The following is a 24,466-nucleotide window of genomic DNA, read 5'->3' as shown; positions in this document are numbered from 1 at the left end:
GCCTGTTAAATTAATTTTTATCAGGCTTTTTTTTTCCATTTAAAACCGGAATTATCCATTCATAAAATTCCAGAATTCTTTAAAGAGAAATTTGTAACCTCTCCTTATCAAACCTCATCAAAGCTACAAATAGATAATATTTTTAATCCTTCGGGAAAACTTTACTGTACTAGAAATGATAAAGAACTATATAAAAATAGCTATTCGGACACTGCTGAAAAACAAATTTTATTCCTTGTTAAATATCACCGGACTTGCTGTAGGAATAACCTGTTGCCTGCTTATTTTTCTTTATGTAAACGATGAACTGAGTTATGATAATTATAATGTAAAAGGAGATCAGATTTACCGATTGGCTGTTCACGGGAAATTTGGAGGAAATGATTTTCATATCCCTCAAATGAATGCTCCAGGAGGCCCCACCATGGTGAATGAGTTTCCGGAAGTGCTTGAAGCAACCCGAATCAGAAAAAGAGGGAGCTATTTGGTAAAATATGAAACAAAAGACGGAAGGGTCAAGTCATTTAAAGAAGAAGGGGTAGCTTTTGTAGATTCAAATTTCTTTAGTGTTTTTAGTGTGCCCTTATTACAAGGGAATTCAAAAACAGCCCTGAAAGAGCCTAACACAATGGTGATTAGTAAAAAAATGGCTGCAAAATATTTTGAGGATGGTGAAGACCCAATAGATAAAACGCTTAGATTAAATAACCACGAAGATTATAGAATTACCGGAGTTTTTGAAATCCCCAAAAATTCTCATTTCCATTTTGAAATGATGCTTTCCATGGAAGGTTGGGAAGACAGTAAAAGTGATACCTGGATGAGTTTTAATTATTTTACCTATCTGGTATTGCGAAAAGATGCCACTCCTGAAGGGGTTAATGCAAAATTTCCTGCTTTAATAGAGAAATATATCGGACCTGAAATTGAACGATTTGTCGGAGTGAGTATGGCTGAATTTATAGAATCCGGAAATGCCATGGGATTTTATCTTCAGCCTTTAAAAGATATTCATTTGAAATCTGATTTAATGGATGAATTAGATGCCAATGGTGATATTACTTATGTCTACATTTTTTCTGCCATTGCTTTTTTAATTCTAGTTATAGCCTGTATCAATTTCATGAATTTATCTACTGCCAGGTCAGCAAATAGAGCCAAGGAGGTTGGGGTAAGGAAAGTACTTGGTTCTTATAGAAAGCAATTGATTTACCAGTTTTTGGCGGAATCTATCATCTTAAGTATGATTGCCTTTGCCATGTCTGCTTTATTGGTTCCCTTATTAATTGATCCTTTTAATGATTTGGCTGCAAAGGAATTGGAAATTTCCTATTTAACTGACTGGTGGCTATTGCTTGTAATGTTATTGGGTGCCATAATAGTTGGTTTAATGGCGGGAAGCTATCCGGCTTTCTTCCTTTCTGCATTCAGGCCAGCGCAGGTATTAAAGGGGAAATTAAGTACAGGTGCTAAAAGTGGCTGGCTAAGGAGCACATTGGTGGTATTTCAGTTTTTTGCTTCTATTTTCCTTATTGTAGGAACTATGGTGGTGTTTAATCAGCTGGGATATGTGCAGAATAAAAAACTTGGTTTTAATAAAGATCAAATTTTAATTCTGGAGGATGCTTATGTAATTAATGATGATAAGATTTTATCTTTTAAGAATGAAATGCTGAGAAATCCGGATATTACAAATGCTTCTATTACGGGTTTCACGCCCATCAGAGGATATCAGAATAATAATGCCTATTTCCCGGGAGATAGCCCTTCTGAAAATGACCAGACCACGGTGGTTTCCGAATGTTATGTAGATTTTGATTATATCAAAACTTTTGGGATAGAAGTATTGGAAGGCAGAGATTTTTCGCTGGATTATGGTACAGATTCTTCAAAAGCCATTGTGAATGAGGCTCTTGTAAAACACTTTGGTTGGGAAAATCCTATTGGTGAACATTTGGGTACTTTTACTTCAGACGAGGGCGAATTTGAAGTGATGGAAGTGATTGGGGTTGTTCAAAATTTTCATTTCGAATCTCTAAGGGAAAATATCAGACCTCAGGTGTTGAGAATTGGACAATCTACCGGAAAAGTTGCTTTTAGTTTCAATGCGCAGAATACCAAAAAGGTATTAGATGATTTAAAATCCAAATGGGATCAGTTTGCAACTGGTCAGCCCTTTAGCTATTCCTTTATGGATGAAACATTTGAGCAGGATTATTTGGCTGAAAGAAGGGTTGGAGAATTGTTTGGTGTATTTGCAGGTTTGGCAATTTTTATTGCCTGTTTGGGTCTATTGGGATTAGCGGCCTTTACAGCAGAACAGCGGACGAAAGAAATTGGCGTAAGAAAAGTCCTGGGGGCTTCAATTTCAGGAATTATTATTTTGTTGTCCAAAGAGTTTATCAAACTGATTCTTATCGCCTTTGTATTGGCAATTCCCCTTTCCTGGTATGTGATGAATTTATGGTTAGAAGATTTCGCGTATAAAACTACAATCAATCCCCTGATTTTCGTTTTTGCTGGATTGCTTACTTTTTTCATAGCCTGGTTTACAATGGGTTTCCAGTCCATTAAGGCAGCTAGAGTGAATCCGGTAAAATCTTTAAGGTCAGAGTAAAACGGTATTGAAAAAATAAAAAAAAGCTCAGTGATACATCTTCACTGAGCTTTTTTTATAGCAATAATTACCTAAACCTCCTTTTCCTTATAGACATATTTAAACCTTTTGGTTTCCATATTCGCATAGCCTTCCAAATAATCATAGCCGTGGAATTGATTGATTTCCGGCTCAGGACTTTCTTTTTTGTAATTTCTAAAGATATAGGCACAATAGACGCCAACAAGTGCTCCGATCATATGCGATTCCCATGAAACTCCCGGATGATGAGGAAAAATGCCATAAAGCATGCTGCCATACACCAGGGCAATCAAAAGGGAAATAGCCATGGATTTAATTTCCTTTCTGAAAATACCGCTGAAAAACAGGAAGCCTGCAAAACCATAAATCAATCCACTGGCCCCAATATGATAGGCCGGGCGGGCAAAAAGCCAAACTCCGGCTCCGGTAAGCAGATAGATATTCAGAATTACTTTTTTAGATATTTTGGGATAAAAATAGAGGATACTGGCTCCCAGTATAATGAAAGTAGCAGAATTAGAAATTAAATGGGAATAGCCCCCGTGAAGAAATGGGCAAAATATAATCCCAATTAAGCCCTCAAAAGTTCTGGGATAAATGCCGAGGTTGCTCATGCTAAATCCCAGTAAATCTTCCGAAATTTCTACTACCCAGAAGGCCGCAACTACCATAACAGGTATTTTTATACTTTCAGTTAAACTCATATTTATTTAGATAAAATGAATCTGCATTTTGTAAGTAACAATTTACTATTATCATACCTTTTCTGCATTATGCCAAAAAGAAAGTATTAATTATTCTTAAGGGAATGTTTTAAGACCCCTTCAATAGAATAATTACATAAACCTATTCCTTGTTAAATTGGTTTTCTAAGTTGGAACTTTCCATATTAGGGAAATTTAAATAGTTTGTGCAGATTTGTTTTTTAGCGGAAGGAGCAAAGCAATAACTCAGTAGTTAACAATGAACATCAAAAATAATCCGGAATTAGAAAATACCATACAGCAACTGCCCCACGAACCGGGGGTTTATAAGTTTTTTAATGAAGAAGGAGTCATTATTTATATAGGGAAAGCTAAAAGTCTTAAAAGCAGAGTTTCCAGTTATTTTAATAAGCAAAGCCCTTTTAATAGAAAAACCCTAAAACTGGTAAGTGAAATTAAACACCTGGAATACGTCATTGTAAATTCGGAATTTGATGCGCTGTTTTTGGAAAATAATCTGATTAAGGAAAATCAGCCAAAATACAATATCCTGCTGAAGGATGATAAAAGTTATCCCTACATCTGTCTGACTAAGGAACGGTTTCCCAGAATTTTTTCCACCCGAAATATTGAAAGTAAACACCATACCTACTTTGGCCCATATGCCAGTGTGAAGCATATGAACACGCTTCTTGAATTATTGAGAAGACTGTATCATATCCGGACTTGTAATTATTTGCTTAGTAAAGCCAACGTTAAGGCTGAGAAATTTAAAGTATGTCTGGAATATCATATCAAAAACTGCCTTGGTCCATGCGAAGGATTGCAGGAAGAAGAGGATTATAATGAAGACATCAAACAGGCAGTGGATATTTTGAAGGGAAATATTTCCCCGGTCAAAAATTATTTTAAAGAAAAAATGACTCAGGCTGCTGCCAATATGGAATTTGAAAAGGCAGAAAATTTCAAGCAGAAATATGAGTTGGTGCTGAATTACCAGAATAAATCGCTCATCACCAACCCAAAGATTACAGAACTGGAAACTTTCACCATTATTGATGATGAGGACTTTGCTTATGTGAATTTTATCAAGATAACCAATGGCTGTGTTACACAGACAGAAACCATTCAGATAAAGAAAAAGCTGGATGAATCTAAAGAAGATATTTTGGGGTATGCCATATTTGCCATACGGGAAAAATATAATAGTGCGTCCAAAAAAATCATTTCCAATATTGAAATAGAAATGGAGGCTATCGAATTTGTGGTCCCAAAAATTGGTGATCTGAAAAAGCTGGTGGAACTTTCCCTCAAAAATGCTTTCTATTATAAAAAGGAAAAGGATCTGGCGAAAATTGAAACACAAAAAAATAAAAATAAAAACTACACCCTGATTCAGCTAAAAGCTGATCTCAATTTAAAAGAATTACCAAGGCATATCGAGTGTTTTGATAATTCTAATATTCAGGGGACTAATCCTGTTTCGGCTATGGTTTGTTTTAAGGATGGAAAACCTGCCAAAAAGGAGTACAGGCATTATAACATTAAAACTGTGGAAGGACCAGATGATTTCGCTTCCATGTATGAGGTGGTTTACAGAAGGTACAAACGCCTGAAAGAGGAAGATTTACCTTTTCCTCAATTGGTGGTAATTGATGGAGGCAAAGGGCAGTTAAGTTCCGCCTGTAATGCATTGAAAGATTTGGGAATTTATGGGGAAATTCCAATAGTAGGCATTGCCAAGAGATTGGAAGAAATTTATTTTCCCGGTGATTCTATTCCGCTTCACATCAGTAAAAAATCCCGATCATTGGCCCTTTTGCAGAAACTTCGGGATGAAGCCCACAGGTTTGGAATTACTTTTCACCGACAGAAAAGAAGCAACCAAAGCCTTCATTCTGGTTTGGAAGATTTAGAAGGAATTGGCAGCAATACCATTGAAAAGTTGCTTTCAGAATTTAAATCTGTGGCCAATATTAAAAAGGCACCAAAGGAAGCCGTGGAAGAAATAGTGGGCAGGAAAAAGGCCGAAATTGTGCTTGATTATTTAAATAAGGATTGAAGATAGTGAATACTATAATCAAACAATTTCCTCTTTTCAAAAAAATGTTATCTTTAGGTTTTTGATGCTTTACTCAGTATTTCAATCGGGGAAAACTGAAAAGATTTAAATATGGATATAAAAATCGTTGTGGTACTCATTTCCGGGGCAATAGCCTTACTGAGTGCTATTTTGGGAATTTACAATCAAAATAAAATAACTACCCTAAACCATCAATTTAACTTACAATCCCGTGAATTGGATAAGAAGGAGGAGTTTGAAAAATTACTTTCCCGCTACAGAGATCCTTTGCTCAGGGCCACTTGCGATTTCCAGAGCCGATTGTATAACATCATTCAAATAGGTTTTTTAAAGATCCATTATGATCGCTCTGAAAGAGAAAGAGATTATGCCATAAATAATACATTATTCGTAACAGCCGAATACCTGGGCTGGATTGAAATAATCCGAACAGAAATCCAATTCCTCGATTTGGGAGAAAATAGTTTAACCAAGAATTTTAATGAAATTATAGAACGGATTTCACATATTTTCCTGTCTGCTAAATATGATCTGACCTACCGGTTATTAAGAGGAGAACAAAGAGCAATTGGGGAAATCATGATTGAAAAATCTGATCAGCGTTTGTTGTGTATTGGCTATGCGGAATTTAGGGATAAAATGAATGATTCAAAATTCAGTTTCTGGTTTGATACCCTGGTGGCTTCTATAGAGGTATTGGCGAAAAACCCGGAGTCCAAACTGAAGCGCATGATTATGCTACAACATGCCTTAATTGATTTAATTGACTTCCTTGATCCCGATAGCATCAGGGTAAGTGCCAACCGCAGGAGTAAAATCGATGCTTAAGCAAAACTACTAAAAGTCTAATCTTGTGTTTGGGAGTGAATCAGTTAGCCTGGATTGTAAATTTACATTTTTATAACCCCATTTCGATATAAGTCCAGGGCTTCATTTAACAGCATTTCAATGGTTTCCAGTGGCAAATCTTTTGCAGGATCCAACCTGAAAACTTTCATTCTGGCTCTGTTTCCTGCTTCCAATTGGGGATGGTCAAGATAGTTTCCTTCCACGAAGAGAATATAAGGCTCCTCTGTTTTTTTATCAGCCCATAAATAGCAGAACATTTTTTGCCTGTAACAGAAACAGGGCATCCCGTATTTTCGGGTCTCTGAAATATGGTCATCCTGCCGGAGAATAATACTTCTCAAAGCCAATAAACAACTTTTGTTCGGTTCGTCCCTGCCTAAATAGTATTGATCGAAATCCTCCATGGTAGTTTTTTTATTGCCGATATTTATCCATTCTTTCCATGGCCTTTCCTTCGTAAACTCTTTGCAATTGCCAAAGTGGTCGTGCTAAAGTTAATTCCCATTCAAAAAGTTTTTTATACATATCCTTTACTTTTTCAGGATATTGAATAGCCAGGTTATTTTTTTCCGAAATATCTTCAGCGAGATTATATAGTTCAGCCGGACGGTCGGGAAACCTTAGAAGTTTCCAGTCCCCTTCGCGAATGGCCCCTCTGTTTTCCTTTTTCCAATAGAGTGTTTGATGCGGGCGGTATGAATTTTTGCCCGATATATAGGGCATCAGATTTACGCCATCTGGGCTCTCCAGGGCATCAGGATTTCCACCACAAGCTGCAAAAACAGTGGGCAAAATATCAAGGGTGCTTATGGGTAAGTTATATTCAGAATTCTCCGGGAGAACAGTCGGCCAGCGTATAAGAAACGGTACCCTTATCCCTCCTTCCAAGTGATTGGCTTTTGTGCCGCTCAGCGGCTTATTATTGGAAGAATTGGTATCTGAAGGGCCTCCATTATCATTGGTGAAAATGATGATGGTATTTTCTTCAAGACCTAATGCCTTTAATTTATCCAGCACCTTTCCGCAGGCTCTGTCCATTGATAATGTCATGGCAGCCAAGTGCTTTCTTCTTTCTTCTAATTCTGGAAATTGTGCAAGGTCTTTTTCCTCAGCTTCCATGGGGGTATGAACTGCATTAAATGCCAGAATCATAAAGAAGTTTTGTGCCCTATTTTTTTCTATAAATGAAGAAGCTTCATATCCCAGAGCAGTGGTTAAATAATCAGGGGCCTCTTTGTAATTCTCAAAATTCCGTTCCAGTCTGTTTTCCAATTTATCTGTCGGGTGTTGGTCATTATATTCCCAATAACTTCGCGCTCCTCCACGGAATCCTACAAACGTATCAAACCCTCTTTTGGTCGGATGATATTTATCAGCATTACCCATGTGCCATTTTCCAAAATAACCAGTTGTATATCCCAGAGATTTCATGTAATTGCCAACCGTTTTCTGGTTTAGTGGAAGTCCCATTTCATCATCGGGTAAACAAGATTTACTCATATAACCCGGTACGTTGTTTTCCTCATACCCAAACCTTTGTTGATATTTTCCAGTCAATAAGCCAGCTCTGGAGGGGCCACAAACTGCTGCAGTTACGTAAGCTTGAGTGAATTTCATGCCTTTGTTTGCCAGTTTATCCAGGTTGGGGGTTTTCATGATTTTACTCCCCTGAAAACCAAAATCGGCATAGCCTGCATCATCCGAAATGATAAGGATGACATTAGGTTTTTCCTGGCAATGGCCAAAATTTTTTATCCCTACAATGCTTAATAGAGTGAATATTACCAAGCAATTTTTTAAATATTGCACCTTTATGTTTTTAATTATTTTCATTTATCAACCGATCAATTTCAGGTTTCAAAGCCTCAAACATAAGCAAATGTCCTTCAGCATTTGGATGGAGGTAGTCGGGCATTAGTTCCTGTTTTACCTTCCCGTTTTCATCCAGGTAAATATTTCCGATATCCACATAATTAATAAGTGGGTTCTTTTCAGGAAATTTAGAGATTAGCAAATTTGTGGCCTTGTTGATATTATCCCTGTGATTGGGTTTATATCCGTAGGGAAGAATACCCATGATTAAAATCTTTGTTTCAGGTAGTTTTTCATTGATCAGGGTACAGATTTTCCAAATTCCCTCTTCCAGTTCCTCTGGTGTACTGATATTGAGGTAGTGGTTGCCATCGGTATTATTGGTGCCGATAAGGAGAACAGCCAGTTTAGGGTTTATACTATCTAAGGTTCCATTTTCGATTCTCCAAATTACATTTTCAGTTCTGTCTCCTGAAATACCCATATTAACAGTTTGGTAACCATCGAGATATTGCCTCCAGACTTCCTTTCGATCCTTATTATCAAGGGTATGGAAGATGGAGTTACCCACCAGAATTAATTCCGGGTTTGAAGCCTTTTTTTTCAGAATTTCCTGGTGGCGTTTCAGCCACCATTCACCCGCTACCGGGATAGATTGTATAGCTTGATTTTCAGGTTGTTCTGTTTCAAGAATCGTTTCAGGAGTTTGCTTGTTTTCCTTTGGAACACAGGCCCACAAAATAAGAAAGGACAATAAAAAAGAAAGAATTAATTTACTTAGAATTTTTGGCTTATTTATTAGTCCGTAGTTTTTCAAAATAGATCAAATAATTAAATAAAAAAATGAGTGAAGAAGCGAATTTAAAACTGTCTGACCGGTGAATATAATTTATGAAAATGAACAATCCAAAGTTGGCGAAAACCTTATGTAACATAGGTTACAGACATAATCTTATTTAGGGTTTACATTTGATAAGTCTAAGTTAATGATTGGCTTTTTATAATTTTTTTAGTCTATTAAATCTCGGAAAAATGAAAAAGAACATGGGAAATGCTGATAAAATATTCAGGGTAATAATTGCTTTGGTGATTGCAACCCTATTTTTCACCAATATTATTTCCGGAACCCTGGGAATTATCTTACTTGTGGTGGCAGGCATATTTGTACTCACCAGTCTGATTGGTTTCTGCCCACTTTATACCATTTTTGGAATAAAAACATGCGCCATAAAAAAGTCAGTTTAAATTAAGGGAAATAAGAAGTAGTATCACTCCAGTTACTGCTTCTTTTTTTTAAAATCTAAACCTGTCCAGATCGAATAAATTTCCTAGTCCATTTTTTGTAAATTTGAGGTATAAGTCTCTTTTCCCATTCACTTTTTTTCCTTGCAGCCAATAATTGTAATTCTTTTTATTCATTGATATCATATCTTTAATAATTTATGGGTTTAAAATAATGCCATAAAAATGTAGTGTTAAAATTCCTCTTTCCTAATTTAATTTGTTTAGTAATTAAATTAAAACTGATTTTTTTAATTCCTTGAGATTATTCTTAGATGAAATTTTTGGAGCAACCACAATACCTTGATCTTAATTAAGATTTTGTAAAGGAATTAATGGTATTTGGATGGTAGCCCACCACTATAGATTTAACTGAGGGAGAGTTTAGACGAAAAATGTTACTGGAAAAAAAGCTAAAAAAATACTACCATAAACTCATTTTGATAAACAGTATATTTTTTTACTATCCAATTTCAGTAGAATCACAGGATTGGAATAATCGGGAGATATTAATTGCAAATAATAATAGTATGCTGCAAAAAGTAACAATCATAATGCCTGTTGAATGGGTTTCCCAATTGTCCATTCCACAAACTATTGAAGATGGTAAATCATCTATCTCAAATTTTGAGAAAAAGCAATTCTCAAAGGTAAATGTAGCAGAAATCTGGTTGTTTTCAGATTGAATGGGAAGGGAGAAGAGGTGTTCCCGCATTTAAACTTTATAGGATATCAATTTGTCTGTCATATAAAAACTTAGTTTTTTTTCTCTCCTATATAAAGAATTTCAAACAATCAGGATTTTATTTTTTTAGGTAAACCAATTATTTTAGGGAAAAAGATTTTTTAGCTTAATACTTATATTGTTCTAATGGAAAATCAGGTGATCCAATCACAAATAGCATTTCACAATAATGTCCAATTAGGATATTTTGGAGAGAAAATTAAGCCAACTATGATTCCCGTAGATTCATACTATGTCACCCGACATGTCAATGAGTTCATAAGGAATACGGGAATTACAGCCAGCGATAAAATTCTTGAGGTAGGATGTGGGATGGGTAAATTTACCTTGCCACTTCTAAAAAAAGGGTTTCAAATAACTGGGTTGGACCTTTCTCCATTTCTCCTGCAAAATCTGCTGAAATATAATGATAACCGGTTTAAAGTAGATTTAATTTGTTCGGATATTCTTGATATTCCCGATTCTTATAATGGGCAATTTGATTATGTAATTGGTTTTTTTACATTGCATCACTTCCATCATTTACACACGTATTTTCAGGCTATGAGCAGAGTACTCAAACCTGGTGGAGCAATCATTTTTACAGAGCCAAATGCATATAATTTTTTATATTACATTCAAATATTTTCCTCTCCTACCATGTCTTGGGAAGGAGATAAGGGAGTAGCCCAAATGAGGAAATCCAATTTTAAAAAAGCTGCAAATTATGCGAATCTTACTGGTTTGACAATAAAAAAATTCGGTTTTTTTCCACCTTTTGTGGTCAACACAAAGCTAGGAAGAAAACTGGAGAGTCTGATAGAATGGTTTAGAGTTTTCAAACCCTTTTCTGCTTTTCAGATTGTCCAATTAGATAAACCTGGACAAAATGATTGAAGTACAGGAGATAGCTTCAAATGTTTATATGGCTGAAGATGGGATGTGGAGAACATTTGATTCCGCTAAAATTTCATATACCCAGAATGGTCATGACTTGATAAAGGAAAGTGAACAAAAATCATTTTGGTTCAAGCACAGGCTAAACTGTTTGGCTATAATCCTTGATTTATTTCCTGTAGATTCAGTATTAGATATTGGTGGTGGAAATGGGGAAATATCAATGTTTTTTCAAAAGCAAGGAATAGAGGTAGTTTTGATCGAACCTAGAATGGAAGGAGCTTATACCGCATTTCAGAATGGAGTAAAAAATGTGGTTCAGGGCTCATTAATTAATACTGGAATAAAGAAAAATTCAGTTCAAGGTATTGTCCTTTTGGATGTTTTGGAGCATATTGAAAAAGATGAGGAGTTTTTAGATGAATTATTCAGGATACTTGCTCCTGAGGGAAAACTATTTCTTTCGGTTCCATCCTACAATTTTTTATTTTCTGAATTTGATAAAGAAGTAGGACATTTTAGGAGGTATACTTTAAAAAAATTAACCGAAAAGTTAAAAAAAACCGGATTTAATATTCAATTTAATAGCTACCTTTTTCACTTTTTGCCTATCCCCATTTTTCTAACGCGATTGTTTTATTCCTCATTTCATAGCCGAAAGAGAAGACGAAAACTAGGTCATATAAATAAGGAGGGGATTTTAGGAAAACTTCTTCAATTGTTATTAGTCCCTGAATTATTTTTTATTAAACTTAAAATGAAAATACCTTTTGGTTCAAGTTGTTTTGTGGTAGTAAATAAACCTTTAGTCTATGAGAAATGAAATAGAATTATTAGCCTTTTATTCCTCATTAGAGTCGCTTTATGTATTGGAAGATGCCGGAATTGATGGCGTGATAATAGATTGGGAAACAAAGGGTAAGGATCATCGACAACATTTTTTTAATACTCAAATTACGAAGCATTCCCTAGCTGATCTTAAATTAATCAGCAAATTTACCTCCGCTAAAATTACCTGTAGAGTAAATGGACAGGCTTTTCTGAATAAGAGAGAAATTCTTGATGCTATTGAAGGTGGAGCAGATGAAGTTCTTATTCCAATGGTAAAGACATTGGAGGAAGTGGATTTTGTATTCCAGGTAGTAAGGGAAAAAGCCAAGGTGGCACTTATGCTTGAAACGGAAGAAGCATTACTATTGGCAGATCAATTGGATAAATATCCTGTCTCCAAATTTTTTGTAGGATTGAATGATTTATCGATTCAAAGAAATTCCCGAAATATTTTTAAACCAATATCAGATGGAACAATTACAGAATTACGTCCAAAAATCACCAAACCATTCGGAATGGCTGGTTTGACTCACCCTATGGAAGGAAATCCGGTACCATGTCATCGGCTGATAAAAGAGATGGTCCGATTCAATTGTACATTCGCTTTTTTAAGAAGATCATTTTATCGGGATCTTGAAAAATACAATGCTAAAGAAATTCTTAAAGCTATTCGGTTACAATTTGAAAAGGAAACTAATTCAATCTATTTGAACGAAGCCACATCTGAAGAAAAAAAAATTTTAAATAAAGCTTTAATTTAAATGACAAAATAAACAACAACGAATAGCTCTGTATCCAGCTAGGAGCCTTTTTGTGAAGTTATAACCTGAGTTTCCATAATTTTTCCCCCTTTTAGCTTTTAAGTACTTAATCTGGTGGGCCTGAAATGCAACCAAAATGGATAAATAAGGAAAAGAACATTTTGAAGCAATAGGAATGACATTTGCAATTGTTTTTCTATCTGTTAGGTAATAAGAGCCTGCTTTATAATTTAATCCAGAAAAGCCTTGAATAATAATCTTTAGTAGAATAGAGGTTATCATTCGGGGAAGTGATTGGTAGATTCCTTCCCTTAGGATGAATATAGCTTCTCCGGAATTATTATGTAAACCTAATAATTGTTTAATATGGATAGGGTTGTCTTGTAAATCTGCATCTAGCACCACTATTTTTTCTCCTATTGCAATACGCATTCCTTCCAATATGGCTAACTGTTGACCTTTATTTTCCGAAAGGTTTAAGTATTTTATTTGAGAATAATTTTGAGAAAGTTCTATAATTAAATCTAGGGAATTATCAGTAGAAGCATCATTCACAAAAATGATTTCAAATGTCAATTTTTCAAGGCTAGAAGTAATCTGTTGAGTGAGTTTTTTAAGTGTTTTTTCATTTCCGAATACAGGAATGATTATGCTTATTTGAATTAAAGGTTCCATTTAAAATAATTTTTATACCAATCCACAGTACATTTAAGTCCTTCTTTTACACTAAATTTTGGTTGCCATCCCAACTTCTGCTTAGCTAAAGAAATATCGGCAATAAAATTTCCCCTATCATAAGGATTTTCAGGGTATTCGCTTGTTGCAATAAGAGCATTCTGGTCCAGGATTTCTTCAAGCGTTTTTATAATCTCTCCTGCATTATATTGCTTTCCACTACCAAAGTTTATTTCAGAACCAGTTGGAATATGGCTAACCGCCATTTTCAAAAAACCCTGAATTAAGTCATCAATAAAAATATAATCTCTCTTAAACCTATCATTTGATAGTGGCATGGGATTACCTGTTTTTATGGAGTTTAAAGCGGTTACAATAAGCTTTTGAGAAGTGTCCCACGGTCCATATGCCCTGAAAATTCTGCCGATTTTAATCGGGATTTTATTTTTTCTAGCGAAATGGCGACAAATATTTCGCTCATTTAATTTTAACATTCCTCTAAAAGTTGCCGGGTCTAAAGAGGTTTTTTCGCTGAGGTAATAATGATTTTTTTCCCATTTATAAATTGTAGAGCTACAGGCATGAACGAAAGAGTTTAAATTAGTTGAGTATTGATTTACTGCATTGAGCAGATTAATGAGGTTTCCAGTGGTTTGATTAAGTTGGTTATGGTAATCAAAAGCATTTTTTAATCGCAAATAAGAAGGTAGAGCAAAATGGAAAATATAATGAGGATTAAATGATTGAATAAGTCTGTTTACTTTTTCTTTATTTTGAAGGTCAATTTCCAATAAGTTAATTTTGTTTTTTATATTTTCTAACCGCCACAAATCTGAACTTTTCCTTATTCCTACAAATATATTAGCATTTTCTTTAATCAATTCTCTTACTAGGTTGGAGCCAATGAACCCTGTACCACCGGTTATTAAAATATCTTTTTTGGAAAATGCTCCCTGGGGAAATTGCATAAAAGTTATATTGTTTATAAAAAAATATTTCAGTTTGAAATGAGGATGTTGCAAAATAGTAAATTAATCTCTAATTAAGCAGACTGAAAAACTAGATAACTCAGGACCTTAACATGAAATTCATTTCTGAATCCAGCATCAATAAACTGTATAAAAATGGAAGTATAATAAGTTTTAGTTTAGGTTTATTGATAATTCTAGGGTTTTACCACCCATTCGAACAACCAATTCAAGGAGATAGAGCCTATCTATTTTATATGTCACAGGTGGTGGCCAAAGGAGAACCCTTATATAAGGCAACTACTTTTGGGTATACTCCCTTGGCAATATTAGTGGTCGGGTTTTTTATGTGGGTTGGTAAACTTTTTTCGATAAGTACTCTAATTTCCGCAAAAATTGTTGGGATTATTTTATATGGTTTAATTTGTACTCAACTTTTTAGGTTAGTATCAGTAGTTTATATTAAAATGTATACTGTTTTTCTGGCCTGTATTTTTTTTTTAGGGTTGGGATATTTACCAATGCTCTCAGGTGTAAATGCTGAACCCAAGCTCTGGGTTTTATTATTTACAATACTCGGAATTAGAGCTGTAATAAAATTTGATTGGTTTTTTACAGGATTGTACTTTTCCCTATCTGCAATGTGTTGGCATGCGTCAGTTATCAGTCTTTTTCCATGCCTTATTTTGATTCCTTGGAAAGATTCTAGATTTATAAAGTCAAGTTTAAATTTTACAGCAGGAATACTAATTGGAATACTACCTGTAATTATTTATTTATTTGTAACTCAAAGTTGGGGGGATTTTTGGATTCAAGCGGTCCTTAGAAAACTTGTTGTAGAAGGGGAATCCGTTGGAGAATCACCTTTAATTTGGTTTTATAGAGGTTTATATCCATTTTTTATTCCTGAAATAATTCATTTCGTTGTTGCTTTTGTAGGATTTGTAATTATTTGTATTGTATGGTTTACTGGAAATATTACACTTAAAAAATATTTTAGAGATGAGTGCACTTTAAAGTTTCTTATTGGATTTACCATAGTATGGGGAGCCTTTAATTGTCTGGAATTCCAAACTCCTGTTGATCTTTTTCCACTTCTTCCTGTACTAATGATTTTTTGTGCCTATTTAGTTCAATTCCTAAATAGAAGAAAAAAAACGATCCTGGTGTTGATCCCAATTTTACTATATAATTTTTATGATGCAATAGTTTATGATATACCATATAAAATTAATGACCAGATTCGATTGGCGAAAAATTTAAAGGAAAACTATGGTAAAGCATTTGTTGTTGGATTTGAGGAAATTTTTACTGTTCTAGAAGAACCCATGCCTACTCGGTTTATGAGGTATTCTTCTTATGAGGATCATTTAATTTATAGAGAACCTGGAGGGTGTGATGCGATTTCCAGAAAATTAAAAACAGAAAAATTTCAGGTAATAATTGAAATGGATTGGGAAAAGAGGGAAAGAAGCAAGTATTCCCAGAGTCTAATTGAGCAAATGCAGAGTTTATTAAATCAAAATGACCTAAAAAGAAAAAGAAGTGGATGTGCTGGTCAGTTAATTGAAACATTAACAAGTCAAAACCCATCAGGTAATTTTACTATGATTATTCAATCTATACCTATGGGTAAATTTTTTTATACCAAAGAATATTATTCCATATATGCCATTGAGTGAAATAAGCATATATTGAGCCTTGATAAATTTTGTTTCCCGATTAAAAATTCAAACTTCCCCTCAATTTTTGTATCTTAAAACCAACTTTAAGTATTACAAACAAATTGAAAATGAAAAGAAGAAATTTACTCCGGGGACTTGGCCTTGGTATTGCCGGTGGCCTTGCCGGTGGGCAGTCTGTTTTGGCAAATGAAAATGGTGAAAAACCCTGGAACAGGGGGATGGCTCCTTTAAAAATTACCAAAGTAAAAGCAATTCCTACTTGCCCTCATGGAATTGAACTGATTGTAGTGAAAGTGGAAACTAATGACCCTGATATTTATGGCCTGGGTTGTGCAACTTTTCGGCAAAGGGCACACGCTGTGGTAGCGGCTGTAAATGAATACCTAGATGATTTTTGCCGGGGAAAAGATCCTGATAATATTGAAGACATTTGGCAGACATCTTATGTGAGTAGTTATTGGCGAAACGGGCCAGTTTTGAATAATGCGCTGAGTGGATTGGACCAGGCCCTTTGGGATATTAAAGGAAAAAGGGCGGGTATGCCGGTTTACCAGCTTCTGGGTGGAAAAACTCGGTTTGCGGTAGACTGTTATACACATGCTAGCGGGAAAAGCATTGAAGAAGTAGCTGATAACGTGAGCAAATTTATGGAACAGGGGTACAGACATGTGAGAATTCAACTAGGAGGATATGGTTCTGCTAGTTTATCAGAATCCCCCGATTTCAAAAATGCAGGGTTTGGTACTCAGGAAGACAACTATTTGGATAGTCATTTTTACCTGAATAATGTGCCGAAAATGTTTGAAGCGGTGCGGAAACAATGTGGGGAAAAAGTAGCGCTATTGCACGATATTCATGAAAGGGTAAAGCCCCTGGAGGCTATTAACATGATTAAAAAACTGGAGGAATTCAGGCCATTTTTTATCGAAGATCCCTTTTCTCCGGAAAACATGGAGTATTTTGAATTGCTTCGTCAACATACTACTGTGCCGATAGCCATGGGGGAATTATTCAATAATATCAATGAATTTAAGGAGCCTATGGTAAGGCGATTATTTGATTATATTCGAATTCATATTTCCCAAATTGGAGGGATTACTCCGGCCATGAAAGTAGCCAGGTTAGGAGAGTGGTTCAATGTTTTAACCGCATGGCATGGTCCGGGTGATGTTAGCCCTGTAGGTCACGCAGCGAATGCTCATATCGATTTGGCTGTTTGGAATTTTGGTATTCAGGAAGCGGTAAACTTTTCCGAAACCTTACAGGAAATTTTTCCTGGCTCTCCAACTATGAAAAATGGTTTTATGCATATTAGTGAAGCACCTGGATTAGGTGTGGAGATCAATGAAAAACTTGCACTTAAATATCCCTTACCAGATAAATTTAATTATAACTGGACCCAGCTGAGGAAGAATGACGGTACTCCTGTTAGGCCATAAAATCGGAGTATATTTGTTCTTCTTTGAATTAGTTGGTTTTCTTAATGGCGTAGAATCTCTCCATTACAAAGGCATGTGGAAGGGTAATGGAAGATGTAGCTATAATAAACAACAGAGGATAGGATAAATTTAGGATGCCTGAATGAGTCAGGTATACAAGTAAGGAAAGGCCCAAAACAGAAATGAGAAATAATGGCATAATTTGTCTGGAAAATTGGAAAAGTGTTAAAGAACTGACCTTCCTATAGAAAAAATTGAATTCTGACTGTAATGCTTTAAACGAATGAATCAATACAAAGAACATGGCAAAACCGAGCAGGAATGTAAATAGGTAAGCTGTAAGATGTATTATAATTAGAATCAAAATTTCTATAGCAAGCTTCTCTATTGGGATTAAGTTTTTGGAAAAATAAATTCCAAATATTCCAACTGTAAATAAACTGGTTGTAAAATATGATGTTTTTATCACTGATTCGCTAAGGATTAAATTAATGGAATGAGTATCGGTATGTTGCTGAAATAATAAAACCAATTCCTCATGATTGTAGAAAAAAAAGCTGGAAAGTACACTCAGGCCCCACATGAGATAAAGCAAGGCAGATAATATTTTCACCTTACCTATCTCCTCAGAAAATTGAGATTGGCCGAAATGGTATGCTGATAGCACAAGGAAAAAAGAGAAGGCGGAAATAGGGTGTAGAAGCCATATTAATACATATACCAATACAGCGGAAAGGTAAAAAAAATAAAAGCGGGCAGGTTTTACAGCAGAATTTTCGAAAAATAATAAGTTATCTATAGCCCCATGGGGTACCCCAAATAGGAGAATGAAAAAAAGAGCGATCTGATTTTGATAGTCAACATCAATCTCTTTCAAAATGGGCGATAAAGAAAGTAACAGCAAAAATAAAACCCAGTATATAAAATTTGTTTTTTTCATACACGTAGAGATTGTTCATCTGTTTATCATGGGGGTAATGGATTTCTTCTAAACTGTAATATTTTTATTAAATATTAGAAGGGTTGAGATCCGCATTTACTTAAAGTCCTTTTTAGCTTGGTTTACTTGGTGTAACGCTTTTGTGCTAAGCGATTTTTCCACTGAACTTTTGGTAGGATAGGGAGGAAGGAATTTTCCTCCCTTCCATTTGAATTAGAATTTATTAAGCTCCCACAGCTTTGTTTTTACTGGATTCGGTTATGGCAATGTTATAAACCACTAAACCAAAACCAATTTTATTAATGGCATCGGCTATATTGTAGAAAAGATCAACATTTGTTGGACCCAGTCCAAAAGCAATATTTAACCATCCGCCAGGCATACACATGTACCCAATTGGATAAATAGCCCATCCAACTAAAACAAACCAGGCCAAATACCTTACTCCTTTCTTAATTACCCCACTGTTACTTTTTACTGCAAGATGAGCAACTTCACCAAACCAGGCCGTATACAGGATATAGACATAACCTAATGTAGATAAAAAGCCATATACTACCGAATGAGTGGTACTTCCCCCTTCAGGATTATAGGCCTCACCAATGTAACCTAATACCAGCATCCATACTGAGGCAATAATCAATTTCCAAAGTAAACTAACCTTTGCACCGGCATATTTGGTAAGAAGATAAAACTCTACACACATTAAGGGAACTGTAAGCGTCCAGTCTATGTACCTTAAGGATGTGGGATTTTCCCCTGTTACCATGTAATAATCCCTCATGTAATAATAATGAACAGCGGCAATACCTGTTATCAATCCGGAGATAAGCAGGGACAATTTCCACTTACCATCTACTCTTCCTCTTTCGAAAAAGAAAAATACTGAAGCGGCCATCATGGCCATGTATCCTGTGAAAAATGTAAAAGCAACAGGATCATCTTTTGGAATAGCAATTATTTCTGAAAATATCATAGCGTTAATTTGTTAAGGTTTACTAGGGAAACCATAGGTTATGATTTTTGTTTAAGTATTTTCAAAAATTATTGAACAAAATAAAATTATTGGAAGTCCAATCTGGTTTTTGGAAATCAATCCCATCCTCGTACCGCATTTCTTTAAAATGCAGGTAAAATGGTTTGAATGCTTAGGAAAGTGGATATTTGGATAGTTACTTAAAACTTCACTTTAACAGGCTTTGCCCAATCCTTTTTCATGGTATAAGGGAGTTGCCACACATTGCCCTGGCTATCGCCAAAATAAAGTTGGGAAATACTTAATTTGTCAGGATTGCCATCTGCCCAGAAATAATAAAAGGGATCTTTTGCATTTAAAGGTCTTCTCATGTAGCTGTGGTTCAACGGACTATCCCTGGTAACTTGTTTTTCCATAGTCCAGGTTTTACCCTTATCGGTGCTTTTCCAGAAGACGATTTCCCCACCTGTACCGTATTTTTGAGGACCATCTATTGTGGGACCAATTACCTTCCATTCTGTTGCTGAAATATACAAACTGCCCATATCGTAATTATGATCGGACTGGCAGATAATACTGGTTTCCCAGGCAGCTCCGTTCCAGTAAGTCACCCGCCAGTCTCTTGGATCATTATCAGGACCGGGCTCGTGGCCACCACTGGTGATATACAAACAAACCGGATTTCCCTTTTCATCAAAATTCATGTCTTTCATATACACATTTTTGCCTGGTGACTGATAGTCAACCACTCTGGGGGGAATGGCCACCTTTTCCAATGGAATCTCCATTTTTTGTCCATCCACTGTAGTCCAGGTTTGGCCAAAATCTTTGGTTTGTAAATAGTATAAATCTGTTCTTTTGTCCACATTGCCATTGGGATGCCTGTTAAAGAAAGTGGCAATAGTATTTTCAAATCGCCCGGTAGTTTGATAATGACCGGCTTTTTCTGCTCCTTCTTCCACAATTCCGGCAAGTTTTTGGTCATCCGTCCAGTTTTCACCATCCGGGCTGGTTTCAAAATACAGTTCCCGCACCCCGGTATATTTGGTGAAGAAATGAAAAAATCCCTTGCCTTTCTGATAAACTGTCTGAGGATAAGTCATTTCTTCCTCGGTAATTAATTTAAACCTGGAAATATCATAAGGTTTTTCGCTTTTGTATTTAAAACCCATCCTTTTTGTTCCTCTTCCGCTGACAAATACCCAAATATAGCCATCCTTATCCATCTGGATACTGGGATTATCATGCGGATCATCTACGCCTTTTTTGTCGTAAACTACCACAGGCCTGCTAACCATTTTTGTATTGTGGTCAAAAACACCAGCCATGCAAAGCAGATACTTTTCATCTTTACCAGTTGTGCCTCCATACACAAAAAATGTTTTATTCACTTGTTCAGCATAGATTGCCATCGGGTTATGTTTGGCCGTATAAGTACCCAAGGCTCCTGAATATTTGTCCCCATGAGGGTATTTCTGGTTGAGCTCAAACCAGATCGCTTTGTAACCATCGATGTTAGTTCCCGAAAGATCTTTCTTTTTCTGAGCGTGAAGGTGAGTAATGATGAAGGCAAATAGTAAAAGGCTGAGATAGTTTCTTTTCATTTTCTGTTTTGAGTTAGTTTAATTTCCTCTAATTTAATTATTCAATTTCATTCGGTATGCATTTGATGAATAAAACAGAAAAATCAACTTCTGAAGGGCGATTTGGAGCGTCTTTATTAAAAACAACTTTGTTGTAAGTTTTAAAACTTATGATTTAGTTGTAAAACTGAAAAATACGTTTTATATTAGAGCTGTAATTTTGTTTTTAACTTAATTGATAAATAGAATTAAATTTTAATTCTACATCTTTTTGCGAAATGAAGTTTTTGATATACCTGCTCGAAACAAGTGCCTGCCTGATTTCTTGCTATCTTTTATATTTCCTTGTTTTTAAAAAGCTCACCCATTTCCAATGGAACCGATTTTATTTGTTGGGAAGTCTGGTATTAAGCTTTATAATTCCTGCTTTAAATATCCAGGTGACTCAGGAAGAAACTCCGATACCAAAAGATTTATATCAAATTATTTTGGACAATAACAAAGTGGAATCTGCGGGTTTTGAACATGAAGATGCCTTGCCAAATTCGGAAAACGAAAGCATTTCTTTGAGTGAAAATTATATTGAAGAAAAGTCGGGTTCTTGGGATTGGAAAATATCATTTGTTGCCATTTATCTTTTGGGGACCTTGCTTGCAAGTATTAGGTTTTTTAGGGGAATTATTAAATTAATAAAACTGATTAGAACCAGTCCCCGGGAAAGTAGGAGAGGGTTCACCTGGGTGAAAATGCCTGTAGGTTTTCAACCTAGTTCCTTTTTTCTATGGGTATTAATTGATGAGGAAAAGCTAATTGATAGGGAAATTTTAAAACATGAAATGACTCATGTAAAACAGTGGCATTCCCTTGATATTTTAATATTTGAGTTGGCCACCATCCTTCTTTGGTTCAATCCGGTGATTTATTTATTCAAAAGAGACCTTCGGCAAATCCATGAATATTTGGCTGATGCCAATGCCATGGGAGAAAAACCCAAGTTTTATGCTCAGAAAATGCTCACACTTGCTACGGGAAATAAAATTGTTTTACTAACCAATTCCTTTGCTTTTTTACCTTTAAAACACAGAATAAAAATGTTAACCAGAATCAAATCTTCTCCGATTTCAAAACTGAATTTTCTGCTTTCGCTTCCGATAATTGGTTTGCTCTTTTTTACTTTCTCCTGCGTAAAAGAAGATTTTGCAGAAATCACTGGATCAGGAGAGGTGGCCCAAAGAAAAATCAAATCAATAAAGTCCTACTACGTAGATGAAATGGGAGATCAGCCAGAAAAAAACGGGACTGTAATTGGAGAAGTTTATTTTGATATGGAGGGGAAGGTTGAAACGATAAGGACATCTTATAGTGATGTTTTAAGACCAAATAAAGAACTTTCATACTACCAAAAGAATCCACAACTATTATTTCAAGCTACCCAAAATGATGTACATTGGTTAATTGATGGCTATATTTATAACTTTAGCCATTCAGAGATCGTTATGGATCCAAAACTTCAAAAAGTATTTGAGTTAAATGCCGATGAAAAAAAAGTACTAAGTGGGGGGAATGTTGTTAAATACACAAATACACAGGAGTTTAACTTGGAAGGCAAAAATGCAAAACATTCTTTTAAATCCAGGACAGAGAATTATTTTGAAAAAGGGAAACGAATAAAGGAGGAAGTGTGGTATTCTGGGATCAACGAAGGGTTTTTCCAGCTTGGATCAGGAAGAGATTTTATTTTTGATGATAAAGGGAAGTTACTTCTACAAAGGAAATTCCTATTAAATAATGGAAGCAAGGTGTATCAAACTGAAGGACATCTCACCTATAATGACAAACAGTTGATCGATACCTATTCCTCTTTTGACAAATCAGAATTTAAAAGGAAAGCACAATATTTCTATGATGAAAATGGGCTTAGAACCAGCAATCAGGTTTATAATTCCAATAATCAATTGGAGTTTACGATCAACTTTGCTTATGAATTTTACGATTAAAATCCAGCGTCTTTCACAAATTCATTCCTGAATGAAGTAGGGGATTTCCCAGTCCATTTTTTGAATGAGCGGATAAATGGGCTGGGTTCTGCATAGCCCAATAGGAAGGCGATATCTCCGATATTCAGGTCTTTTCTTTTCAGGTAGGAGATGGCAAATTCTTTTTTAATTTCCTCGGTAAGTGCTTTAAAGGTTTGGTTTTCCTGCTTAAGTTTTCGCTGCAAGGTTCTGACAGTCAAATTCAGGTTGGACGCCACTTGTTCTATGGAAGGCAGAGCCGGCTGTGCCAGGTTGATGATGGTATCCTTAATCATTTTCAACAAAGCGGAATCTGAGCTTTTCACCTGCTGGGCAGCCAGCTTTTGGTTGGCGTGTTCCACCAAAATACTATGTAATCGATAATCACTGGAAATGATGGGTTCATGCAGGTATTTTTTATCGAAAATAATGGCATTTTCATTTTCACCAAAAAGAATTGGTGCACCTAGAATTTCTGTTATTTCCCCGGTTTTTCTCTCTTTTACAGTGGAAAAATGAATTTTTAAAGGATGATGTTTTTTTAAAGTGAGGGTTTGAAATTCTTTGAGTGTGAAGGCTATAGTAGCCATTAAAGTATGCTCTACTGCTACAGGAGATTCTTTTACCCATTCAATATCCGGAGTAAGCGAAAGTTGGAAAGTATTCGTCCCAATGGATAATTCCATGGGTAATGCTTTACAGCCCAGGCTGGCAAAATGGCAAATATGTTGTAGCGCTTCCTTTATATTTTTACTGGTCTGGGCAATTTGGCCAACCAGACCTACAGCCGATAAATTCAGGTAATCTCCCAAGTGCAACCCAAATAAATCATCTTTACTTAAAGCAACTGCTTTTTCCACCACCTCATTATAGATTTTTTCATCCAGTCTGAGGTCCTCTGCTCCCAATTCTTCGATGGTAAGTCCTGTGGTTTTGAGAAGCACTTCAAAATCTGCTCCCTGTCTGGAGGCAAAGAATATTATATTTCTGATGTACCGGGCACTGAAATCCATTTTTTTAAAAGCTTGAGGGTTAGGTTTTTATCAAAAATAAGTTTTTGTCGTGAAATGTCAATTGATTGTCATTATTCGTCAAAATTAAGTTTAGGAATTCCGGCAATTTTGAATGGTAAACCAAAAAAGAAGTAATGAAAAGCATCAACACAGAAATTACCATAAATGCCTCAAAAGAAGAAGTCTGGTCAGTTTTAACCAATAATGAAAATTATCAAAACTGGAATCCATTTATTGTGGAGTCGAAAGGCAGGGTGGAAAAAGGAAATCGAATTGTGAATACCATGAAAAATGGAAATCAGAAAATGGTATTTAAACCGGTAATCAAATCAGTGCGGAAAAATGAATATTTCTCCTGGTTAGGAAGCCTTTGGATCCCCGGAATTTTCGATGGTTACCACTTCTTTCATTTGGAGGAAGTTTCAGCAAAAAAAGTTAAACTCACACAGGGAGAGCAGTTCTCAGGTCTGTTATCAGGAATGATTTTAAAGAAAATCAAGACACAAACAGAAGCGGAGTTTATAAAAATGAATGAAGCCTTGAAGCAGGTGGTAGAAGGGGAAAGTGTTATGCTTGAAAACCAAAAATAGAT

22 protein-coding genes are annotated in these 24,466 nt (G+C 35.5%); 12 read left to right on the top strand and 10 right to left on the bottom strand.

Features of this window, described 5'->3' with window-relative positions; all coding sequences use genetic code 11:
• The first annotated feature begins 175 nt into the window (after positions 1–175).
• The gene (locus tag A3EM_RS0138335; protein ID WP_020533542.1) at positions 176–2,617 is read left to right on the top strand and encodes an ABC transporter permease; all 2,442 of its coding nucleotides are present in this window, start codon (positions 176–178) and stop codon (positions 2,615–2,617) included.
• 71 nt (positions 2,618–2,688) lie between these two features.
• Here A3EM_RS0138335 and A3EM_RS0138330 read toward each other — a convergent pair whose 3' ends face one another.
• The gene (locus tag A3EM_RS0138330; RefSeq protein WP_020533541.1) at positions 2,689–3,342 is read right to left on the bottom strand and encodes a rhomboid family intramembrane serine protease; all 654 of its coding nucleotides are present in this window, start codon (positions 3,340–3,342) and stop codon (positions 2,689–2,691) included.
• 259 nt (positions 3,343–3,601) lie between these two features.
• Between A3EM_RS0138330 and uvrC the strand changes: the two genes are divergently transcribed.
• Positions 3,602–5,404 (top strand): excinuclease ABC subunit UvrC, encoded by a 1,803-nt coding sequence (gene uvrC / locus A3EM_RS0138325; RefSeq protein ID WP_020533540.1) that lies wholly within the window; start codon positions 3,602–3,604, stop codon positions 5,402–5,404.
• A 111-nt stretch (positions 5,405–5,515) separates the two neighbouring features.
• A complete protein-coding gene (locus A3EM_RS47305) occupies positions 5,516–6,253 on the top strand; it encodes a hypothetical protein (RefSeq protein ID WP_020533539.1) in 738 nt (245 codons plus the stop codon).
• A gap of 62 nt (positions 6,254–6,315) precedes the next feature.
• Here the strand turns inward: A3EM_RS47305 and A3EM_RS0138315 are convergent, their stop codons facing one another.
• The 3 genes from A3EM_RS0138315 to A3EM_RS0138305 are packed head-to-tail and all read right to left on the bottom strand — an operon-like array spanning position 6,316 to position 8,903.
• Entirely contained in the window at positions 6,316–6,678 is a 363-nt protein-coding gene (locus A3EM_RS0138315) for a DUF1801 domain-containing protein (RefSeq protein WP_026210845.1), read from the bottom strand.
• Between the two features lie 10 nt (positions 6,679–6,688).
• On the bottom strand, positions 6,689–8,062 hold the full coding sequence (locus A3EM_RS0138310; protein ID WP_245576601.1) for a sulfatase-like hydrolase/transferase: 1,374 nt from the start codon (positions 8,060–8,062) through the stop codon (positions 6,689–6,691).
• A 31-nt stretch (positions 8,063–8,093) separates the two neighbouring features.
• A complete protein-coding gene (locus A3EM_RS0138305) occupies positions 8,094–8,903 on the bottom strand; it encodes a GDSL-type esterase/lipase family protein (RefSeq protein WP_020533536.1) in 810 nt (269 codons plus the stop codon).
• Positions 8,904–9,118: 215 nt separating this feature from the next.
• Between A3EM_RS0138305 and A3EM_RS0138300 the strand changes: the two genes are divergently transcribed.
• The 5 genes from A3EM_RS0138300 to A3EM_RS45025 all read left to right on the top strand — a co-directional run bounded on the left by A3EM_RS0138300 (position 9,119) and on the right by A3EM_RS45025 (position 12,580).
• Positions 9,119–9,331 (top strand): YgaP family membrane protein, encoded by a 213-nt coding sequence (locus A3EM_RS0138300; RefSeq protein WP_020533535.1) that lies wholly within the window; start codon positions 9,119–9,121, stop codon positions 9,329–9,331.
• Between the two features lie 566 nt (positions 9,332–9,897).
• On the top strand, positions 9,898–10,053 hold the full coding sequence (locus tag A3EM_RS47895; RefSeq protein WP_157638293.1) for a hypothetical protein: 156 nt from the start codon (positions 9,898–9,900) through the stop codon (positions 10,051–10,053).
• 185 nt (positions 10,054–10,238) lie between these two features.
• A complete protein-coding gene (locus A3EM_RS0138285; RefSeq protein WP_020533532.1) occupies positions 10,239–10,988 on the top strand; it encodes a class I SAM-dependent methyltransferase in 750 nt (249 codons plus the stop codon).
• Entirely contained in the window at positions 10,981–11,811 is an 831-nt protein-coding gene (locus tag A3EM_RS46765) for a class I SAM-dependent methyltransferase (RefSeq protein WP_020533531.1), read from the top strand. The genes A3EM_RS0138285 and A3EM_RS46765 overlap by 8 nt, the downstream gene beginning before the upstream one ends.
• Positions 11,801–12,580, top strand: coding sequence for an aldolase/citrate lyase/malate synthase family protein (locus A3EM_RS45025; RefSeq protein ID WP_020533530.1), 780 nt, complete (start codon positions 11,801–11,803; stop codon positions 12,578–12,580). Before A3EM_RS46765 ends, A3EM_RS45025 begins: the two co-directional genes overlap by 11 nt.
• On the opposite strand, the gene A3EM_RS0138270 is transcribed toward A3EM_RS45025, so the two are convergent.
• Both A3EM_RS0138270 and A3EM_RS0138265 read right to left on the bottom strand, forming a co-directional pair.
• Positions 12,572–13,255: a glycosyltransferase gene (locus tag A3EM_RS0138270; RefSeq protein ID WP_020533529.1), complete on the bottom strand. Its 684-nt coding sequence runs from the start codon at positions 13,253–13,255 to the stop codon at positions 12,572–12,574. The genes A3EM_RS45025 and A3EM_RS0138270 overlap by 9 nt on opposite strands.
• Positions 13,243–14,223 carry an NAD-dependent epimerase/dehydratase family protein gene (locus A3EM_RS0138265; protein ID WP_020533528.1) on the bottom strand — a complete coding sequence of 327 codons (981 nt, stop codon included), beginning with the start codon at positions 14,221–14,223 and terminating at the stop codon, positions 13,243–13,245. The genes A3EM_RS0138270 and A3EM_RS0138265 overlap by 13 nt, the downstream gene beginning before the upstream one ends.
• Before the next feature lie 269 nt (positions 14,224–14,492).
• Here A3EM_RS0138265 and A3EM_RS0138260 point away from each other — a divergent pair, with 269 nt between their 5' ends.
• Together A3EM_RS0138260 and A3EM_RS0138255 are read left to right on the top strand one after the other, a co-directional pair.
• Complete coding sequence (locus A3EM_RS0138260; protein ID WP_157638292.1) at positions 14,493–15,905, top strand: hypothetical protein; 1,413 nt, start codon at positions 14,493–14,495, stop codon at positions 15,903–15,905.
• Positions 15,906–16,015: 110 nt separating this feature from the next.
• Positions 16,016–17,347 (top strand): enolase C-terminal domain-like protein, encoded by a 1,332-nt coding sequence (locus A3EM_RS0138255; protein WP_020533526.1) that lies wholly within the window; start codon positions 16,016–16,018, stop codon positions 17,345–17,347.
• Positions 17,348–17,375: 28 nt separating this feature from the next.
• Here A3EM_RS0138255 and A3EM_RS0138250 read toward each other — a convergent pair whose 3' ends face one another.
• From A3EM_RS0138250 to A3EM_RS0138240, 3 genes are all read right to left on the bottom strand, one after another.
• Positions 17,376–18,287 carry a Brp/Blh family beta-carotene 15,15'-dioxygenase gene (locus A3EM_RS0138250; protein WP_020533525.1) on the bottom strand — a complete coding sequence of 304 codons (912 nt, stop codon included), beginning with the start codon at positions 18,285–18,287 and terminating at the stop codon, positions 17,376–17,378.
• A gap of 223 nt (positions 18,288–18,510) precedes the next feature.
• Positions 18,511–19,263: a bacteriorhodopsin gene (locus A3EM_RS0138245; protein ID WP_020533524.1), complete on the bottom strand. Its 753-nt coding sequence runs from the start codon at positions 19,261–19,263 to the stop codon at positions 18,511–18,513.
• Positions 19,264–19,463: 200 nt separating this feature from the next.
• Complete coding sequence (locus tag A3EM_RS0138240; protein ID WP_020533523.1) at positions 19,464–20,867, bottom strand: BNR-4 repeat-containing protein; 1,404 nt, start codon at positions 20,865–20,867, stop codon at positions 19,464–19,466.
• Between the two features lie 257 nt (positions 20,868–21,124).
• On the opposite strand from A3EM_RS0138240, the gene A3EM_RS0138235 reads away from it, so the two are divergent.
• Positions 21,125–22,843, top strand: a complete 1,719-nt coding sequence (locus A3EM_RS0138235) for a M56 family metallopeptidase (RefSeq protein ID WP_020533522.1) — start codon at positions 21,125–21,127, stop codon at positions 22,841–22,843.
• Here A3EM_RS0138235 and A3EM_RS0138230 read toward each other — a convergent pair.
• Positions 22,840–23,874, bottom strand: coding sequence for an AraC family transcriptional regulator (locus A3EM_RS0138230; RefSeq protein WP_020533521.1), 1,035 nt, complete (start codon positions 23,872–23,874; stop codon positions 22,840–22,842). The genes A3EM_RS0138235 and A3EM_RS0138230 overlap by 4 nt on opposite strands.
• A gap of 134 nt (positions 23,875–24,008) precedes the next feature.
• On the opposite strand from A3EM_RS0138230, the gene A3EM_RS0138225 reads away from it, so the two are divergent.
• Positions 24,009–24,464 carry an SRPBCC domain-containing protein gene (locus A3EM_RS0138225; RefSeq protein WP_020533520.1) on the top strand — a complete coding sequence of 152 codons (456 nt, stop codon included), beginning with the start codon at positions 24,009–24,011 and terminating at the stop codon, positions 24,462–24,464.
• Positions 24,465–24,466: the final 2 nt, after the last annotated feature.

It is taken from the genome of Flexithrix dorotheae DSM 6795, assembly GCF_000379765.1.
GTDB classification, from domain to species: domain Bacteria; phylum Bacteroidota; class Bacteroidia; order Cytophagales; family Flammeovirgaceae; genus Flexithrix; species Flexithrix dorotheae.
The sequence above is the reverse complement of the archived record's forward strand: the minus strand, read 5'-3'. Positions and strand labels throughout refer to the sequence as shown.

Bases quoted from the DNA above. Each gene is read 5' to 3' on its own strand.
- A3EM_RS0138335 (WP_020533542.1), top strand. From the start codon at position 176: ATGATAAAGAACTATATAAAAATAGCTATTCGGACACTGCTGAAAAAC.
- A3EM_RS0138330 (WP_020533541.1), bottom strand. From the start codon at position 3,342: ATGAGTTTAACTGAAAGTATAAAAATACCTGTTATGGTAGTTGCGGCC.
- uvrC (WP_020533540.1), top strand. From the start codon at position 3,602: ATGAACATCAAAAATAATCCGGAATTAGAAAATACCATACAGCAACTG.
- A3EM_RS47305 (WP_020533539.1), top strand. From the start codon at position 5,516: ATGGATATAAAAATCGTTGTGGTACTCATTTCCGGGGCAATAGCCTTA.
- A3EM_RS0138315 (WP_026210845.1), bottom strand. From the start codon at position 6,678: ATGGAGGATTTCGATCAATACTATTTAGGCAGGGACGAACCGAACAAA.
- A3EM_RS0138300 (WP_020533535.1), top strand. From the start codon at position 9,119: ATGAAAAAGAACATGGGAAATGCTGATAAAATATTCAGGGTAATAATT.
- A3EM_RS47895 (WP_157638293.1), top strand. From the start codon at position 9,898: ATGCTGCAAAAAGTAACAATCATAATGCCTGTTGAATGGGTTTCCCAA.
- A3EM_RS0138285 (WP_020533532.1), top strand. From the start codon at position 10,239: ATGGAAAATCAGGTGATCCAATCACAAATAGCATTTCACAATAATGTC.
- A3EM_RS46765 (WP_020533531.1), top strand. From the start codon at position 10,981: ATGATTGAAGTACAGGAGATAGCTTCAAATGTTTATATGGCTGAAGAT.
- A3EM_RS45025 (WP_020533530.1), top strand. From the start codon at position 11,801: ATGAGAAATGAAATAGAATTATTAGCCTTTTATTCCTCATTAGAGTCG.
- A3EM_RS0138270 (WP_020533529.1), bottom strand. From the start codon at position 13,255: ATGGAACCTTTAATTCAAATAAGCATAATCATTCCTGTATTCGGAAAT.
- A3EM_RS0138265 (WP_020533528.1), bottom strand. From the start codon at position 14,223: ATGCAATTTCCCCAGGGAGCATTTTCCAAAAAAGATATTTTAATAACC.
- A3EM_RS0138255 (WP_020533526.1), top strand. From the start codon at position 16,016: ATGAAAAGAAGAAATTTACTCCGGGGACTTGGCCTTGGTATTGCCGGT.
- A3EM_RS0138250 (WP_020533525.1), bottom strand. From the start codon at position 18,287: ATGAAAAAAACAAATTTTATATACTGGGTTTTATTTTTGCTGTTACTT.
- A3EM_RS0138245 (WP_020533524.1), bottom strand. From the start codon at position 19,263: ATGATATTTTCAGAAATAATTGCTATTCCAAAAGATGATCCTGTTGCT.
- A3EM_RS0138240 (WP_020533523.1), bottom strand. From the start codon at position 20,867: ATGAAAAGAAACTATCTCAGCCTTTTACTATTTGCCTTCATCATTACT.
- A3EM_RS0138235 (WP_020533522.1), top strand. From the start codon at position 21,125: ATGAAGTTTTTGATATACCTGCTCGAAACAAGTGCCTGCCTGATTTCT.
- A3EM_RS0138230 (WP_020533521.1), bottom strand. From the start codon at position 23,874: ATGGATTTCAGTGCCCGGTACATCAGAAATATAATATTCTTTGCCTCC.
- A3EM_RS0138225 (WP_020533520.1), top strand. From the start codon at position 24,009: ATGAAAAGCATCAACACAGAAATTACCATAAATGCCTCAAAAGAAGAA.